Source organism: Nonomuraea sp. NPDC050547, assembly GCF_044457345.1.
In the GTDB taxonomy this organism is placed as follows: domain Bacteria; phylum Actinomycetota; class Actinomycetes; order Streptosporangiales; family Streptosporangiaceae; genus Nonomuraea.
In genome coordinates this window covers 404,148-418,703 of record NZ_JBITGW010000004.1, presented here as the reverse complement: position 1 = coordinate 418,703, position 14,556 = coordinate 404,148, and the positions used below count along the sequence as shown (strand labels likewise).

Genomic DNA, 14,556 nt, shown 5'->3' with positions numbered 1-14,556 from the left:
CCGCCCTTCAGCGCGGGGCGGGGGCATCGCGGACGGCCTACTCGACGCGCACGATCTGCCAGCGCGGCGGGGTGCCGGTGGACATCGCGTCCGAGCAGCTGCAGTTGCCGCAACCAGGGGTCATCGTGTTCTCCTCGCCATGTCGGGGAAGGGATGACGTACCCCTCACGACCGGCCCTCACGCTGACCCCCCGGCCAGACTTGCCAGTCACCCGGCGGTGTAGCCATCGGCGAACTCCTCCGACGGCGCGACGTTGGTGATCACGTCGACCAGGACGCCGTTGGGGTCGGCGACGATGAAGTGGCGCTGGCCGAAGTCCTCGGTCCTGATCTCCAGCTCGGGCTTCAGCCCTTCCGTGAGCACGAGGCGCTCCCACTCGGCGTCCACGTCGTCCACCTCGACGTTGAGCAGAACGCCCTGGGCGGGCTTACGGTACGCGGCGGGCACCGTGGGGTGGTCGTAGTTCAGCAGGGCCAGCTCATGGGCGCCCCGGCGCAGGCTGACGTACCAATCGGCCTCAAAAGTGATCTCGAACCCGAACAGTCGCACATAGAAGTCACGCGACTCGGCCAGCCGGGAGCTGCCGATGACCGGGTAGAAGCTGCTGACGTTCATGAGAAATTCCTTTCGCATACCATCGGTATGCGACGTAAACTAGCTCGCATACCGTCGGTATGTCAAATGGAGGTCGATGTGAGCACCCGGGCCGAGCAACGTGAGCAAACGCGCGCCACGCTGCTGCGCGAGAGCAGGAGGCTGTTCGCCGGCCAGGGGTACGCCGCGGTCGGGCTGGCCGAGATCGTCGCCGCCGCCGGGGTGACCAAGGGCGCCCTCTACCACCACTTCGCCGGCAAGGCCGAGCTGTTCCGCGCCGTGCTCGACCAGGTGCAGCAGGAGGTGGCCGCGCGGGTCGTCGCGGCGGCCGACGCCGAGAAGGAGCCCTGGGATCAACTGGTGGCGGGATGCCGGGCGTTCCTGACGGCCAGCACCGATCCCCTGCTGCAGCGCATCATGCTGGTGGACGGCCCCGCCGTACTCGGATGGGCGCAGTGGCGGAAGCTCGACACGGACAACTCCGCGCGGCACCTGGGCGAGGCGCTCACCGGGCTGGTCGAGCTGGGCGTCATCGCGCGCCAGCCGGTCGAGCCGCTGACCCACCTGCTGTCCGGCGCGATGAACGAGGCGGCGCTCTGGCTGGCCGCGGCGGGCGGGCCGCGCGACCTGGCCGACACCCAGGCCGCGCTGGCCCGGCTGCTGGACTCGCTGCGCGCCCAGGCGGTGGACGCTTAGCGCCGTACGTGCAGGCGGACCACGGCGCCGCGGTCGTCCTCGCAGACCTCGCGGCGGATGCGGCCGACGATCTCGCGGTCCAGTTTGTTGACGATCGTGCCGACGTCGGCCGACGCGGGGCAGGCCAGGTGGACGTTGAGCCGCTCGGCGTCGCCCACGACGCGTACGGCCGCGCCGGTCAGGCCCTCGACGTCCTTCAGGCCCACGCACAACATCGCGGTGCCCGTCCCGCTGCGCGCGCCCCTGCGGCCCCAGCCCAGGCTGAGCAGGAACCAGCGCAGCGAGAGCAGGGCGAGCACGAGCAGGGTCAGCGCCAGCAGCCAGAGCATCCACGGCTGCGCGGCGACGGACTCGGCGGCGGCGTCAGGCAGGACCTTCGCGCGCGGGGCCAGGCCCGGCAACAGGTTCTGGCCGCGCAGGTAGGCGTAGGCGCCGGCGGCGAGCAGGATCGTGCCGACGACGGCCAGGCCGATCCGGTTGCCGGAGTACTGGCGCATCACAGCCCCCTGGTGCGCAGCCGAACCACGACCTCGCCCGCGCAGATCGCGCCGAGGCCGGCCAGCCGATCGCCCACCGCGGTGCCGACCTGCCTGAGCATCGCGCCCGAGCTCTCCGATCCCGTGGTCACGGTAACCTCGATCGCGCGTTTGCGCAGCCGGACGCGGGCGCGGGCCACGCCGTCGACGTCCTGGGCGACCGCGCGCAGCGTGCGGCGCAGCCCGGAACGGGTGATGCCGACGACGATCAGCGGGTCGGCGGTCTCGACCGGAACCAGCCGCGAACGTCCGGGAACGATCGCGAGCGCCAGCAACCCCGCACCGCCGATCACCGGCACGAGCGCGGCGAAGGAGATCTCCCACCACGTGGTACGGCCGGCCACCGCGAGCACCCGGTCCAGCGGAATCCATCCCAGCGGCGTCCCCATCAGCGCCGCGACCAGCTCCGCCGCGGTCAGGCCGAGCCCGGCCGTGAGCGCCAGCGCGAGCGTCACGCCGACGGGTGCGCGGGCGGGCTTGAGCGCCCGGGTGAACCTTTTGCGCGGAGTCTCCGGCTGGGCGAGGGAAGCTGCGCCCGGCAGCCGCTGCTGGAGCGTGGTCATCACATCGACCATGGGTACACGGCTCATAGCCGCCCGTCGCCCTCCCCGCCGCCGGTTTGCCGGATCATTACGGGACTTCCGAAGAATGCGAATCATGCTCATGTCCGGTTACGCTGCAGCCATGGACGACCGTCAGCGCTACGACCGCGCCACCGCCGCGCTCGAACCACCGTTCGCGATCCTCGATCTGGCCGCCCTGCGCGCCAACGCCGCGGATCTGGTACGGCGGGCCGCCGGCAAGCCCATCAGGGTGGCCAGCAAGTCGGTGCGATCGCGACCGGTGCTCGAACGCATCCTGGCGATGGACGGCTTCCAAGGCATCATGGCCTTCACCCTGCCGGAGGCGTTGTGGCTGGTGAGCCAGGGTTTCACGGACATCCTCGTGGCCTATCCGACCGCCGACAGGCAGGCGCTGGCCCGCCTGGCGGCTGACGCGGCGGCCGCCCGCGAGATCGTGCTGACCGTGGACTCCGTCGGCCACCTGGACCTCGTCGAGGACGCGGTGGCCGGGGTGCGGTCCCGGCACGAGATCCGGCTGTGCATCGACATCGACGCCGCGTTCGTCGCCCTGAACGGGAAGTTCCGGGCCGGAGCGCTGCGCTCCACGGTCCGCGAGCCCGAGCAGGCCGCCGAACTCGCCGCCGCCATCGCCAAACGCCCCGGCCTCAGGCTGAGCGGCCTCATGGCCTACGAGGCCCAGATCGCCGGAGTGGGCGACGACCCGCCGGGGAGCGCCGCCTACACCCGTCTGGTCCGCCTCATGCAGAGCCGTTCGGCCCGCGAGCTGATCATCAGGCGGGGCCGTATCGTCAACGCGGTCCGCCGGCTCGCCGACCTCGACTTCGTCAACGGCGGCGGCACCGGCAGCGTCGAACGCACCGTCCGCGAGAAGGCCGTCACCGAGGTGGCGGCCGGGTCCGGGTTCTTCCATCCCCGGCTGTTCGACTTCTACCGCGGCGTCACCGGCCGCCCCGCCGCCCTGTTCGCCCTGCCGGTGGTGCGCCGACCGGCCTCCGACATCGTGACCGTGCTGGGCGGCGGCTACCCCGCCTCGGGAGCGGCGGGGCCCAGTCGCCTGCCCCAGCCCTACCTGCCCGCGGGGCTGCGGTACGCGGCCGACGAGGGCGCGGGCGAGGTCCAGACCCCGTTGCTCGGCCAAGCCGCCCAGGACCTGAGGGTCGGCGACCGCGTCTGGTTCCGCCACGCCAAGGCGGGCGAGCTGTGCGAACGTTTCGACGCCCTGCACCTGATCGACGGCGACGAGCTCGTCGGCCAGGTCCCCACCTACCGCGGCGAGGGCCGCACCTTCCTCTAGTACGGCACGTAGAACGTGAGCAGGTCCGCCGTGAGCGGCGGGAACAGGGCCCGGAACAGCTCTCTCCGCCTCGTGTAGACGTCGGGCCTGACGCGGGTCAGCCCCTCCATCCCCTGCGCCCCGAACACCAGGGCGGGCAGGTGGTCCGGCGCCACCGCCGCGCCCATCGGGCCGGGCCCCTGCTTCTGGCCACCGGCCGTGACCTCGCCGAGGCCGCCGGCGGTGACCGGAATCCGGTAGTGGGCCCCGAAAGTCGTGATCACCAGGTCGGGCTCCGCGTAGTCCACCCCGGACTCGGTGAGGCGCCGCCAGAGCAGCGGCCGCAGCCGGTCGAGCAGCGCCGCGGCGTCCGGGATCCGGACGTAGTACTGCTCCGGCTCCTCGCGTGGCTCGTCCTTCACGAACTCCTGCCAGGCGGCGGCGGTGACCGTACCGGCTCGATGGACGACCCGCAGCTCGCCGTCCGGCCTGAGCGCGGCGACGCCGCGCAGCAGGTCACGCGCGGCCGCCTCGTCGGACGCGGCGGGCTCGGCGAGCAGGGTCTCGCCGTCCGGCGGCGGGACCCGGACCGAGGCGACGACCGCGCCGTCCCGTTCCAGCACCCAGGTGCTGCTGCCGTCATGAGCCAGGAGCCAGCGCGCGCACGCCGCGGAGTGCGGCATGGTCACGTCGAACCGGCTCTGCGCCGCATCCTGCAGCTCCCGCAGGGCGGGGAGGTCGGACGGCTCGGCCCGGCGGAGCGCGGGCGCGCCGTCCCCCGGCGGCAGGCGGCGCACGCTCAGCGCCGGCGGAATGTCGATGGCGTACTCGTAGCCGAACAGCCGGTAGAAGTACGGGATCCCGATCATCGTCTGGACGACGTGCCCGCGCGCGGCGGAACGTTCGTGCGCCCACTTCATGAGGGCCCGCACCAGCCCGCGCCCCTCGTACGCGCGGTCGGTGGCGACGAGCTCGACCTGTCCGGCCGGCAGCCGCACGCCGCCGATGCGAACGTTCTCATCGAGCAGCGTGGCGGTCGAGACGACCCGGTCCCCGTCGACGACCACGGCACAGGCTTCCCACCCGGCCTCCGGATCCTCCACGACCAGCCGGTGGTCCACGGCGTCGACCGGTTCGCCGCGCTCGGAGAGCAGGGCGCCGATCTGGTCGAGGTCCGCGGGCCGCGCCTGGCGTAGTTCCAGGCCACCGGGCAGCGGGACGGGGTTGTTCGTGCTCACGGCCGCGACTATGACACCGCCCGATGCCGTGCGTCCATCGAGTTTCCGCGCTACTGCGACCGAGCGCACACCGGGCACGCGGCCTGCACCAGAGCGCGGCGTTCCTCGTCCACCGCGACCACTTCACCACTTCCCAGGCAGCACCGGCACAGGCGGAGCAACGCGGTCTCCGGGTCGTCCCACCCCGGGCTGTTGCAGCGGTGACAGGCCAGCGGGATGCCGCCGACCCACTGCACCCGCTTCCCCCGGCACTGGGGACACGTGGGCTCACTGTTCATCCCGCCCTCCCTCTCCGATTGAAGGTCTCATGGGGTGAACGCCGCTGCTTCCGCGGCAAAGTTTCAATCGAATGTTCAACGATACCGTTGAAGTCATGGACATCAAGGACATAGCCCGTCCCCTCGACGGCGCGGCCATCTCCACCTTCCTCCAGTCTCTGCCCACCCGGCCTCTGCTCCTCGGCCTGGGTGAGGCCACCCATCGCGTGGACGCGCTGCCGGAAACGCGCAACGAGATCTTCCGGCACCTGGTCGAACATGAGGGTTACCGATCGATCGCGCTCGAAATCGACTGTCTCATGGGCCTGATCGTGGACGACTACGTAACGAAGGGAATCGGCACCCTCGACGAGGCCATGGAGCGGGGCTTCAGCCACGGCTTCGGCGCCTTCCCCGGCAACCGCGAACTCGTGCGATGGATGCGGGCGTACAACGAGGAGCATGAGGAAAAGATCCGGTTCTTCGGCTTCGACGGTCCGCTGGAGTATTGGGCGGCGAGCCCGCGGCAGGCGCTCACCGCACTCTACGACCTCCTCCACGACCCGCTCCCCTACACCTGGGAAACGCTCGACACGCTGCTCGGCCAGGACGATCCGTGGTCGAACGAGGACTCGGCCATGGATCCGTCCCAGTCGATCGGCCGATCCGACGAGGCGCGGCAACTGCGGCTGATCGCCGACGACCTGGTGGCGCTGCTCGACACGCAGGCGCCGGGGCTGGGCTTGGCCGAGAGGGAGCTGGCGGGACTGTACGGGCGTACCGCCGTCGGCCTGCTGCGTTACCACTACTGGATGGCCGACTCCTCCCCCGCGAGGTGGAGCCGGCTGTCGAGCCTGCGGGACGCGATGATGGCCGCCAACCTGCGCGCGATCACCGAACTCGGCCCGGCCCTGGTCTTCGGCCACAACCTCCACCTGCAGCGCAACAAGGCCGCCATGAGCTTCGGCGACCAGACGCTGGAGTGGTTCGGCGCGGGGGCGATCGCCGAGACGCACCTGGGCGACCGCTACACCTTCCTGGCCACGGCCCTCGGCACCATCGGCACCGAGGTCCCGCCCCCGGACACCGTGGAGGGCATCCTGTCCGCGCTCCCCTGGGACCGCGCCCTCGTCGATGCCCGCCCTCTGGCCGAATCCCTCACCCGGCCGAGCTCGCGCACTTCGCACGACTTCGCCTATTTCCCGCTGGACCCGGCCCATCTCGGGCTGATCGACGGCATCGTCTTCCTCAGCCAGGTAGCCCACCGCGCTGATCCGGAGAAACCGTGACCGGCCCCGCCGCACCCTGACCAACCGGGATCGGCTCGCCCGCGACCGGCCGGCGACCCAGGTCCCGTACCGGCCGGATCAGCAGCAGCGCGGCCACCACGCCGACGGTCACCATCGCCGAGCCCAGCAGGACGGTACGCGGCTCGACCAGCAACGCGGCCGGTCCCGCCAGCGCCTGGCCGACCGCCATGCCCGCGACCGACCCGGCCACCTGGTAGGCCGAGACGCGGTTGAGAACGTCGGGCGCCACCTGCGTCTGCACGCTCGTCGTCCACATCACCGACCAGAACGCCAGTGCGACACCCCCGAGCACATGCCCGGCCATCATCACCGGCAGCGGCGGCCCGAGGGCGACCGTCAACGGCACCGCCACGTACCCCGACAACGCCACCGCCCCCGCCGCCAGCGGCCGGCCCGGCCGGAGCCGGATCGCGACCAGCCCACCGGCCACCGTGCCCAGGCCGAGGGCCGCCATCACCCAGCCGTAGTCGGCCCCGATGACCTGCGACGACAGCGGCACGGACGGTCCGATCACCAGAACCCCCCAGAACACCCAGACCAGGATGACCGACCACATCCAGCTTCTGGCCTTGAACTCATGCCACCCTCGGCGCAGATCGCTCAGCACGTCCGAGGGCTCCGGCTTGGGTACGGCCACGCGCACCAGCAGCAGGAGAACCGCGCTGACCAGGAACGTTCCCGCGTCCAGCGCATAGACGAAGACCGGACCGGCCGCCAGCACCAGGATCCCGGCCAGCGCCGGTCCGGTCAGGTGGGTGATCGCTTCGGCGATCTTCAGGGTGGCGTTGGCCCGCTGCGGATCCCGGGAGACGAGCGGCACCATCCCGTTCACCGAAGGCTCGAACATCCCGGCCCCGATGCCGGACAAGAACGCCATCGCCAGCAACAGGGCGTACGGCGGAGCGCCGTCAAGGAAGGCGAACGCCACCGCGCCCTGGCTGAAAACACGCAACACGTCCGCGCCGATCATCACGGTCCTGGCGCCGAAACGGTCGGCCAGGACGCCGCCGAAGAGCATGACAAGGACGGCGGAGGCGGTCCAGACGGCCAGCACGGAGCCGACTCCCGCGATGCCGTACACCTGACCGATCGCGAGGGCGGCGGCGACGGGCATCATGGCGTCACCGAGCAGTGAGATCGTCCGGGCACCGAAGTAGAGGGTGAAACTCTTCATCCACATAAGCAACAAGTCTGGATATTTCCAGATCAGACCACCGGTGTCGCAGATGACATCATTAGGTACATTTGCGTCATGCTCTCAGCGCCACCCGCGCCCTCGCTCCCAGAGCCGCGTGTGCTCTCACTCCCGGAGCCGCCCCTGACGGCGCCGACGACGCGGCCTCCCATCACGCTTCCCGTGTGCCCTCCGCCGCCTCCCCCGCCCAACCCGCACCGCGTCGTCGCGCTGGTCGGCGAGAACCAGGAGCTCTACCCGGTCACCTCGGCGTCGGCGGTCTTCGGCTACCAGGGGCAGGAGATCCCCCAGCACTACAGCTTCCGCCTCTGCGCCGAACGCCCCGGCCCGCTCACCACCACCCTCGGCAGCCCCATCCACGTCGAACACGGCCTCGACGCCCTCGACACCGCCGACACCGTCATCATCGCCAGCTGGACGGTCTCGCCGACGCCCGCCGTCCTGGACGCCGTCGCCGGAGTCCACGCCAGAGGCGGCCGGATCGTCGCCGTCTGCGCCGGTATCTACGTCCCCGCCGCCCTCGGCCTGCTCGACGGCCGCCGCGCCTCGGTCCATTGGGAACTCAGCGCCGACCTGGCCGCGCGCCACCCCCGCATCGTCCCCGACGACACCGTCATCTACGTGGACCACGGCGACGTCGCCACCGCCGGAGCCTCGGCCGCCACCCTCGACCTCTGCCTCCACCAGGTACTCCAGGAACACGGCGCCTCCCACGCCATGCGCGTCGGCCGCCAGCTCGCCGCCGGACCGCGCCGCGAAGGCTGCCAGCGCCAGTACCCACCGCTCCCGACGACCGGCCCCATGCCCGACTCCCTGGCAGGCCTGCTGGAATGGCTGCTCGCCAACCTGTCCGACCCCATCACCGTCGAGGACATGGCCGCCTTCTCCGGCGTCTCCCCCCGCACCCTGACCCGCCAGTTCGCCGACCAGCTCGGCGTCCCACCGGCCCGCTGGCTGCTGGAACGCCGCCTCGCCACCACCCGCGCGCTGCTGGAAGACACCGACCTCCCGGTCGAGACCATCGCCACCCGCGTCGGCCTCTCCTCGGCGGTCAACCTGCGCCGCCGCTTCCACACCGCCCTCAACACCACCCCGGCCGCCTACCGCCGCTCGTTCCGCTGACATCGGGCAGGTACGGCTGGCGCGGCCCGTACCTCACCGGCGGCACACACGCAGCCTGCACCTGGCACGCGCGGCCGTATCCACCAGCAGCACGCGGGCCGTATCCCATCAGCAGCGCACGCAGCCTCTCCTAGGCACGCGCGGCCGTACCCCGTCAACGGCACGCGCAGCCTGTGCCTCATCGGCGGCAGGCGCGACAGCGCCGCCGGAACCACCCGGCCCCGCGCATCGCCCGACGGCTGATTCCGCCCTGAGACCCCGCCGCCCCGCTGGTCCGCGGGGGCGTCCACCAGGTGAGCGGTCTTCCGGCCCGTGCTCTTCGTCGGCTTGAGTACCGGTGAGAGGCGGAGGCCCCGATGCCGGGCCCGGTGGCGTCTACTGGCGCGGGAGCTGGATGCCGGCCGCGCGCAGGTTCGCTTCGACCAGCGCGTTGAGCCGGGCGAGAGCCGGCTCCTGGTCCTCCCGGTGGTGGTTGACCAGGCCGTACCGGGAGGCGGCGTCAGGCTGGTTGTGAAATCCGTCCGGCATCACCAGCAGCGCACGGTCGGCCAGCAGCTTGTCGGCCAGCGCGGACGCCAGTTCCTCGATCCGCGGGTCGTCGGGCTCCCAAGACCTGGCATCCAGGCCACGCTTGGTCAGCTCGACGAACTCGGGATCGTCGAGCCGTTGCTCCAGCTGCCGCAGAAAGCCGGCGAAGACGTCCGGCACCAGCGCGCGAGCCAGCACCAGAGCCTCCCGTTGCGTAGCCACATACTCAGAATCAAACCCAAGCTCAACAAGCCGCTCCAAAACCGCGCAGGCCCGATCAGGCAGCAGGACCCGATCACCATGAGCGAGACGGTGCAGCGTGTCACGGCGCGCGATGAGATCCTCGATACGCTCGGTGAGCCGCCGATGCACGTCGTCCAGGGCGGTGGCGAAACGCTCGGAGTCAGCGTCAAGCAGGTCACCGATCTCAGCCAGCGGCACACCGGCCTCGGCCAGCGTCCGAACCTGAACCAGCCGCAACAGATCCGCCGACCGATATCGCCGATACCCAGAGCTGTCACGTTCCGGCTCGGTAACCAGGCCAAGCCGGTGATAGTGCCGCACGGTCTTGATCGTGACCCCGACGAACGCCGCCGCCTGACCGATCGTCAGCCCATCCACCATCGCCTCAGCACACCTCCCGACCACGAACGGCCACAGTCCCCCGAACCGCGACCCTCTCGCAGGACCGAACTATGGACACCGGTGATCGTCGAGGCCGGGTCGCGCGCCATCACAGGGGCGAGAATAGCCCCCGTCCGTTGAAACTGAACCGGCAGATGCTCCAGACCTGCGCCCCGCCGCGGGACACGTTCAAGGTCAATACCGCGGCCAGTACGGGGAAGCCAAGTTCCTTGCCCGGATCACCGAACAACGCCGACGCCGACGCCGTTTCTGGCTCTTCTAGCCGACCCCAGCCGACTCGCATCACGACTCTGCGACCCTTCACGCCAGCCCCGGACACAAACTCCGACGACGCCGGCTCAGTTGTCACACACCAGGGCCTACGGTGTTGGGGAAGCGATGCCGCCCAGTACCCGGCTGTTCTGGCGTGGATCCTGTTGCCGCCGGGCCTCCGGACGCACCGGGTGCCGAGGCCACTTCCTCAGGGATCGCCCACCCCGGCGCAACAGCAGGACGTCAGCCATGTGGGGAGCGCGAGGGTTCTCCCTCGCCCGGGGTGTGGGGCAGAGCCCCACTGTCACAGCGCGAAGCGCCCCCCGCGAAGGCCCGAGCCTGTCAGCGGCGCCGCCGGCGCCACAGCATGATGGCCGCCCCCACCACCAGTACCGCCCCCACCCCGATCAACACCGGCGCCAAGCTCGGCGGCTCGTCGTCCCAAAGGTGGTCGGGGTCGTCCTCGATGCGGACCGGCCGGGCCGTGAAGCCGAGGGCGTCGCCGACGGACGTGGCGATGTGCCCGGCCCTGCTCCGAACGTCGGCCACCGTGCGTTCGGCCACGCGCTTGGGGCTTACCCGGTCGGCGATGGCGTCGACCGTACGCGCGAGCTCCGTGCGCGTTTGCGCGATCCGCCGCTCCATCTCGTCCGGGTCGGTGTCAGCCATGGCTCTCCTCTCGCAGGCGATCAGTCTGTCAGGTCAGGTCACCGTACGGCACGCCGGGCAGGCCGGTAGGTTCTGGGTCATGACCGAAACCAAGCTGGCAGCTGGTGACGCCGCGCCGGAGTTCGCCCTTCCCGCCGCCGACGGCAGCACCGTCTCGCTCGACTCGCTGCGCGGCAAGCGGGTGATCCTCTATTTCTACCCTGCCGCGATGACTCCGGGCTGCACGAAGCAGGCCTGCGATTTCCGCGACAATCTGGGGCAGCTGACCGCGGAGGGCTTCGTGGTCCTCGGCGTGTCCAAGGACAAGACCGACAAGCTGGTCAAGTTCACGGAGCGGGACGCGCTGACGTTCCCGCTGTTGTCGGATCCTGAGCTCGCGGTGCACAAGGCCTACGGCGCGTACGGCACCAAGAAGCTGTACGGCAAGGAGGTCGTGGGCGTGATCCGCTCGACCTTCGTGATCGACGCCGACGGCAAGATCGAACAGGCCCTCTACAACGTGAAGGCCACCGGCCATGTGGCGAGCCTGAAGAAGAAGCTGGGCCTGGACTGAGGGCCGCGGAAAACCCGTGCTTCCGGCCACCTCGGGGCAGTTAGAATACGGGAGTTCCGCTGCTGCGGCAGGGACGCGGGCGTGGCGAAATCGGCATACGCGGCAGGTTTAGGTCCTGTTGGTGGAGACACTGTGGGGGTTCGAGTCCCCCCGCCCGCACACCCACCACGGACAAAAGATCGGGCCGGGTGGCGCTTCCTCTTCGCCACCCGGCCCGACGTCGTGATCATGATCGACCATCACGATCTCCCTTTACCCGCCTCTGAAAGGCGCTCCCGAGAAGAATCTTGCCGGAAGGCCGGTAAGGCGGGTGTTAAGAGCCGTTCATGTCAGACCTGGGTCGTACGGCGTGTTCCACCTCCAGGCGGACAGAGGCGCTGCGGGTGGTACGTATCGTGAGGATGTGTTCGGCAGGTTTCGCGCGTGGTCGCAGCACCACGACAAGCTGGTCGACGCCCTGTGGGTGTCGCCTCTCATTGGCCTGTGCCTGTTGACGGCGGTGCCGTACAGCAATCTCAGACCTGAGGACCCGGGCGCCTACATCTCGATGGGCGGCTATGTGGGGCTGTCGGCGATTCTGCTGCTGCCGCTGCTCTGGCGCAGCTCGCGGCCGGTTCCGGCGTTCGCGGTGATCGCGTCGATCAGCTTCGTGCAGTGGCTGCTGAAGCTCGATCCGATCCCGGCCAACATCGCGGTGCTGGTGGCGTTGTTCTCGGTCGCCTACCGGGCGCGTTTCCTGTGGGCGGCTCTGGCCGGGCTGGTGGCCGAGCTGGGGATCTTCCTGGCGCTGGTGCACTGGGACAGTCCGTCGCTGGGGATGTTCACCACCGGGACGATCTTCGTGGCGACGATCTGGCTCACCGGCATCTACGCCAACACCCGGCGGCGCTACCTCGTCAGCCTGGAGGAACGGGCCGAGCGGGCCGAACGGGAGCGTGACCAGCAGGCCAGGATCGCGGCGGCGGCCGAGCGTACGCGGATCGCGCGGGAACTGCACGACGTCGTGGCGCACAACGTGAGCGTCATGGTGGTTCAGGCGGACGGCGCCGGGTTCGCGATCGACGCCGATCCTGAGCAGGCGCGGCTGGCCGTACAGAACATCTCCAAGACCGGGCGTGAGGCGCTCGCGGAGATGCGCAGGCTGGTGGGGGTGCTGCGGCAGGACGACACGCCCGGCACCGACTACCTGCCCCAGCCGGGTCTCGACCAGCTTGAGGAGCTGGTCAGGGGCGCGGGCGTACCGGCTGAGCTGCAGGTTTCCGGCGCGCCCGGCGAGCTGCCCGAGGGGCAGCAACTCGCCGTCTACCGGATCATCCAGGAGGCGCTCACGAACGCGCTCAAGCACGGCGGCCCGGCCGCCAGGGCGCTGGTCGAGCTGAGGTACGGCAGAGCCGAACTCGTGGTCAAGGTCACCGACGACGGCAGGGGCGCGGCGGCGCCGGCGAGCGCGGGCGGCCACGGCCTGGTCGGCATGCGCGAACGCGTCACCATGTACGGCGGCGCCGTCACGGCCGCTCCCAAGCCCGGCGGCGGCTTCGAGGTCCTCGCCCGGCTCCCGATCCAGACGCAGAGGGCGGCCTGAAGCATGATCAAGGTGATGCTGGTGGACGACCAGCAGTTGCTGCGCACGGGCTTCAAGATGGTGCTGTCGGCCCAGCCCGACATCGAGGTCGTGGCAGAGGCGGCGAACGGCGCGCAGGCGCTGGAGGTCCTGGAGCACACCGAGGTGGACGTGGTGCTCATGGACGTACGCATGCCGACCATGGACGGCGTCGAGGCGACGGCGAGGATCAACGGCCCCAAGGTGCTGATGCTGACCACGTTCGACCTGGACGAGTACGCGTTCGCGGCGCTGAAGGCGGGCGCGGCGGGGTTCCTGCTGAAGGACGTGCCTCCGGCGGACCTGGTGACGGCGATCCGGCAGGTGCACGCGGGCGACGCGGCGATGGCACCGAGCACGTTGCGGCGCGTCCTGGACAGGTTCGCCGCGCATCTGCCGTCGGGCGAGGCGGCGGCGGTGAAGGAGCTGACGCCGCGTGAGCACGAGGTGCTGCTGATGGTGGGGCGCGGCCTGTCGAACCTGGAGATCGCCGCCCGCCTGGACGTGGCCGAGGCCACGGTGAAGACGCATCTCGGCCGCATCCTGGCGAAACTGGGGCTGCGCGACCGCGCGCAGGTGGTGGTGTACGCCTACGAGGCCGGCCTGATCGTGCCCTCCCATCGGCCGAAAGGCTGACCGCGGTCATCTCAGGGGGCACACGAAGTCCCTCCTCAAGGGTCATGGATCTCGAAATTTCCGCCCATAGCGTGGGTCGAGTTCGAAGAACCACGACCCAGGAGTGAACGTGACCCTCACGGAGACACGGCGCCAGGCCCCGCCGACGGTGGTGGCCAGAGCCCTGACCAAGGTGTACGGCCAGGGCGACGCCCAGGTGCACGCCCTGAGCGGCGTCGACGTGTCGTTCGCGACCGGCGCGTTCACCGCGATCATGGGCCCGTCCGGCTCGGGCAAGTCCACGCTGATGCACTGCCTGGCCGGCCTGGACAGCGCGACCAGCGGCACCGTGCACATCGGCGACGTGGAGCTGACCGGCCTCAGTGACAAGCAGCTGACGTTGCTGCGCCGCGAGCGCATCGGCTTCATCTTCCAGGCGTTCAACCTGCTCCCGACGCTGACCGCCGAGCAGAACATCCGGCTGCCGCTGGAGATCGCCGGCCGGCTGGCGGACCAGCAGCTGTTCGACCGCGTGATCGCGACCGTCGGGCTGAAGGACCGGCTGTCGCACAAGCCGAGCGAGCTGTCCGGCGGCCAGCAGCAGCGCGTGGCGGTGGCCCGCGCCCTCATCAGCAAGCCTCAGGTGATCTTCGCCGACGAGCCGACGGGCAACCTCGACTCGCGCAGCGGCGCCGAGGTGCTGTCGTTCCTGCGGACGAGTGTGCGCGAGCTGGGCCAGACGATCGTCATGGTCACCCACGACCCGGTGGCCGCCTCCTACGCCGACCGCGTGGTGTTCCTGCGCGACGGCGCCCTGATCTCGGAGCTGGCGCAGCCGTCCCCGCAGACGGTGCTGGACACCCTCATGAAGCTGGAAGGGTGAGCGGG

At 70.4% G+C, this 14,556-nt stretch carries 16 protein-coding genes and 1 tRNA gene; 9 read left to right on the top strand and 8 right to left on the bottom strand.

The window, feature by feature from the left end; all coding sequences use genetic code 11:
- Positions 1 to 208: 208 nt before the first annotated feature.
- Entirely contained in the window at positions 209 to 616 is a 408-nt protein-coding gene (locus ACIBHY_RS12715) for a VOC family protein (RefSeq protein WP_397253378.1), read from the bottom strand.
- Positions 617 to 682: 66 nt separating this feature from the next.
- Here ACIBHY_RS12715 and ACIBHY_RS12710 point away from each other — a divergent pair, with 66 nt between their 5' ends.
- Entirely contained in the window at positions 683 to 1,291 is a 609-nt protein-coding gene (locus ACIBHY_RS12710; RefSeq protein ID WP_397253376.1) for a TetR/AcrR family transcriptional regulator, read from the top strand.
- On the opposite strand, the gene ACIBHY_RS12705 is transcribed toward ACIBHY_RS12710, so the two are convergent.
- Together ACIBHY_RS12705 and ACIBHY_RS12700 are read right to left on the bottom strand one after the other, a co-directional pair.
- Positions 1,288 to 1,788, bottom strand: a complete 501-nt coding sequence (locus tag ACIBHY_RS12705; RefSeq protein WP_397253374.1) for a hypothetical protein — start codon at positions 1,786 to 1,788, stop codon at positions 1,288 to 1,290. The genes ACIBHY_RS12710 and ACIBHY_RS12705 overlap by 4 nt on opposite strands.
- A complete protein-coding gene (locus ACIBHY_RS12700; protein ID WP_397253372.1) occupies positions 1,788 to 2,390 on the bottom strand; it encodes a DUF6286 domain-containing protein in 603 nt (200 codons plus the stop codon). Before ACIBHY_RS12700 ends, ACIBHY_RS12705 begins: the two co-directional genes overlap by 1 nt.
- A gap of 121 nt (positions 2,391 to 2,511) precedes the next feature.
- Here ACIBHY_RS12700 and ACIBHY_RS12695 point away from each other — a divergent pair, with 121 nt between their 5' ends.
- Positions 2,512 to 3,705 (top strand): amino acid deaminase/aldolase, encoded by a 1,194-nt coding sequence (locus ACIBHY_RS12695; protein ID WP_397306718.1) that lies wholly within the window; start codon positions 2,512 to 2,514, stop codon positions 3,703 to 3,705.
- On the opposite strand, the gene ACIBHY_RS12690 is transcribed toward ACIBHY_RS12695, so the two are convergent.
- Positions 3,702 to 4,922: a GNAT family N-acetyltransferase gene (locus ACIBHY_RS12690; RefSeq protein WP_397306717.1), complete on the bottom strand. Its 1,221-nt coding sequence runs from the start codon at positions 4,920 to 4,922 to the stop codon at positions 3,702 to 3,704. The genes ACIBHY_RS12695 and ACIBHY_RS12690 overlap by 4 nt on opposite strands.
- A 50-nt stretch (positions 4,923 to 4,972) precedes the next feature.
- Positions 4,973 to 5,200, bottom strand: a complete 228-nt coding sequence (locus tag ACIBHY_RS12685) for a hypothetical protein (RefSeq protein WP_397253366.1) — start codon at positions 5,198 to 5,200, stop codon at positions 4,973 to 4,975.
- Between the two features lie 95 nt (positions 5,201 to 5,295).
- Between ACIBHY_RS12685 and ACIBHY_RS12680 the strand changes: the two genes are divergently transcribed.
- Entirely contained in the window at positions 5,296 to 6,468 is a 1,173-nt protein-coding gene (locus ACIBHY_RS12680) for an erythromycin esterase family protein (RefSeq protein ID WP_397306716.1), read from the top strand.
- Here the strand turns inward: ACIBHY_RS12680 and ACIBHY_RS12675 are convergent.
- A complete protein-coding gene (locus ACIBHY_RS12675; RefSeq protein ID WP_397306715.1) occupies positions 6,428 to 7,663 on the bottom strand; it encodes an MFS transporter in 1,236 nt (411 codons plus the stop codon). The genes ACIBHY_RS12680 and ACIBHY_RS12675 overlap by 41 nt on opposite strands.
- A gap of 183 nt (positions 7,664 to 7,846) precedes the next feature.
- Between ACIBHY_RS12675 and ACIBHY_RS12670 the strand changes: the two genes are divergently transcribed.
- A complete protein-coding gene (locus ACIBHY_RS12670) occupies positions 7,847 to 8,806 on the top strand; it encodes a GlxA family transcriptional regulator (protein ID WP_397253360.1) in 960 nt (319 codons plus the stop codon).
- 375 nt (positions 8,807 to 9,181) lie between these two features.
- On the opposite strand, the gene ACIBHY_RS12665 is transcribed toward ACIBHY_RS12670, so the two are convergent.
- Together ACIBHY_RS12665 and ACIBHY_RS12660 are read right to left on the bottom strand one after the other, a co-directional pair.
- Positions 9,182 to 9,958 (bottom strand): MerR family transcriptional regulator, encoded by a 777-nt coding sequence (locus ACIBHY_RS12665; protein ID WP_397306714.1) that lies wholly within the window; start codon positions 9,956 to 9,958, stop codon positions 9,182 to 9,184.
- A gap of 615 nt (positions 9,959 to 10,573) precedes the next feature.
- Positions 10,574 to 10,900 (bottom strand): DUF3618 domain-containing protein, encoded by a 327-nt coding sequence (locus ACIBHY_RS12660; RefSeq protein ID WP_184965813.1) that lies wholly within the window; start codon positions 10,898 to 10,900, stop codon positions 10,574 to 10,576.
- Positions 10,901 to 10,979: 79 nt separating this feature from the next.
- Between ACIBHY_RS12660 and bcp the strand changes: the two genes are divergently transcribed.
- From bcp to ACIBHY_RS12635, 5 genes are all read left to right on the top strand, one after another.
- Positions 10,980 to 11,453 (top strand): thioredoxin-dependent thiol peroxidase, encoded by a 474-nt coding sequence (bcp, locus tag ACIBHY_RS12655; protein WP_397095071.1) that lies wholly within the window; start codon positions 10,980 to 10,982, stop codon positions 11,451 to 11,453.
- Between the two features lie 75 nt (positions 11,454 to 11,528).
- Positions 11,529 to 11,612, top strand: a tRNA-Leu gene (locus tag ACIBHY_RS12650).
- Between the two features lie 244 nt (positions 11,613 to 11,856).
- Entirely contained in the window at positions 11,857 to 13,035 is a 1,179-nt protein-coding gene (locus ACIBHY_RS12645) for a sensor histidine kinase (protein WP_397253356.1), read from the top strand.
- Positions 13,036 to 13,038: 3 nt separating this feature from the next.
- Positions 13,039 to 13,689 (top strand): response regulator, encoded by a 651-nt coding sequence (locus tag ACIBHY_RS12640; RefSeq protein WP_397306713.1) that lies wholly within the window; start codon positions 13,039 to 13,041, stop codon positions 13,687 to 13,689.
- A 109-nt stretch (positions 13,690 to 13,798) separates the two neighbouring features.
- Entirely contained in the window at positions 13,799 to 14,551 is a 753-nt protein-coding gene (locus tag ACIBHY_RS12635; protein WP_397306712.1) for an ABC transporter ATP-binding protein, read from the top strand.
- Positions 14,552 to 14,556: the final 5 nt, after the last annotated feature.

Bases quoted from the DNA above. Each gene is read 5' to 3' on its own strand.
- ACIBHY_RS12715 (WP_397253378.1), bottom strand. From the start codon at position 616: ATGAACGTCAGCAGCTTCTACCCGGTCATCGGCAGCTCCCGGCTGGCC.
- ACIBHY_RS12710 (WP_397253376.1), top strand. From the start codon at position 683: ATGGAGGTCGATGTGAGCACCCGGGCCGAGCAACGTGAGCAAACGCGC.
- ACIBHY_RS12705 (WP_397253374.1), bottom strand. From the start codon at position 1,788: ATGCGCCAGTACTCCGGCAACCGGATCGGCCTGGCCGTCGTCGGCACG.
- ACIBHY_RS12700 (WP_397253372.1), bottom strand. From the start codon at position 2,390: ATGACCACGCTCCAGCAGCGGCTGCCGGGCGCAGCTTCCCTCGCCCAG.
- ACIBHY_RS12695 (WP_397306718.1), top strand. From the start codon at position 2,512: ATGGACGACCGTCAGCGCTACGACCGCGCCACCGCCGCGCTCGAACCA.
- ACIBHY_RS12685 (WP_397253366.1), bottom strand. From the start codon at position 5,200: ATGAACAGTGAGCCCACGTGTCCCCAGTGCCGGGGGAAGCGGGTGCAG.
- ACIBHY_RS12680 (WP_397306716.1), top strand. From the start codon at position 5,296: ATGGACATCAAGGACATAGCCCGTCCCCTCGACGGCGCGGCCATCTCC.
- ACIBHY_RS12675 (WP_397306715.1), bottom strand. From the start codon at position 7,663: ATGAAGAGTTTCACCCTCTACTTCGGTGCCCGGACGATCTCACTGCTC.
- ACIBHY_RS12665 (WP_397306714.1), bottom strand. From the start codon at position 9,958: ATGGTGGATGGGCTGACGATCGGTCAGGCGGCGGCGTTCGTCGGGGTC.
- ACIBHY_RS12660 (WP_184965813.1), bottom strand. From the start codon at position 10,900: ATGGCTGACACCGACCCGGACGAGATGGAGCGGCGGATCGCGCAAACG.
- bcp (WP_397095071.1), top strand. From the start codon at position 10,980: ATGACCGAAACCAAGCTGGCAGCTGGTGACGCCGCGCCGGAGTTCGCC.
- ACIBHY_RS12640 (WP_397306713.1), top strand. From the start codon at position 13,039: ATGATCAAGGTGATGCTGGTGGACGACCAGCAGTTGCTGCGCACGGGC.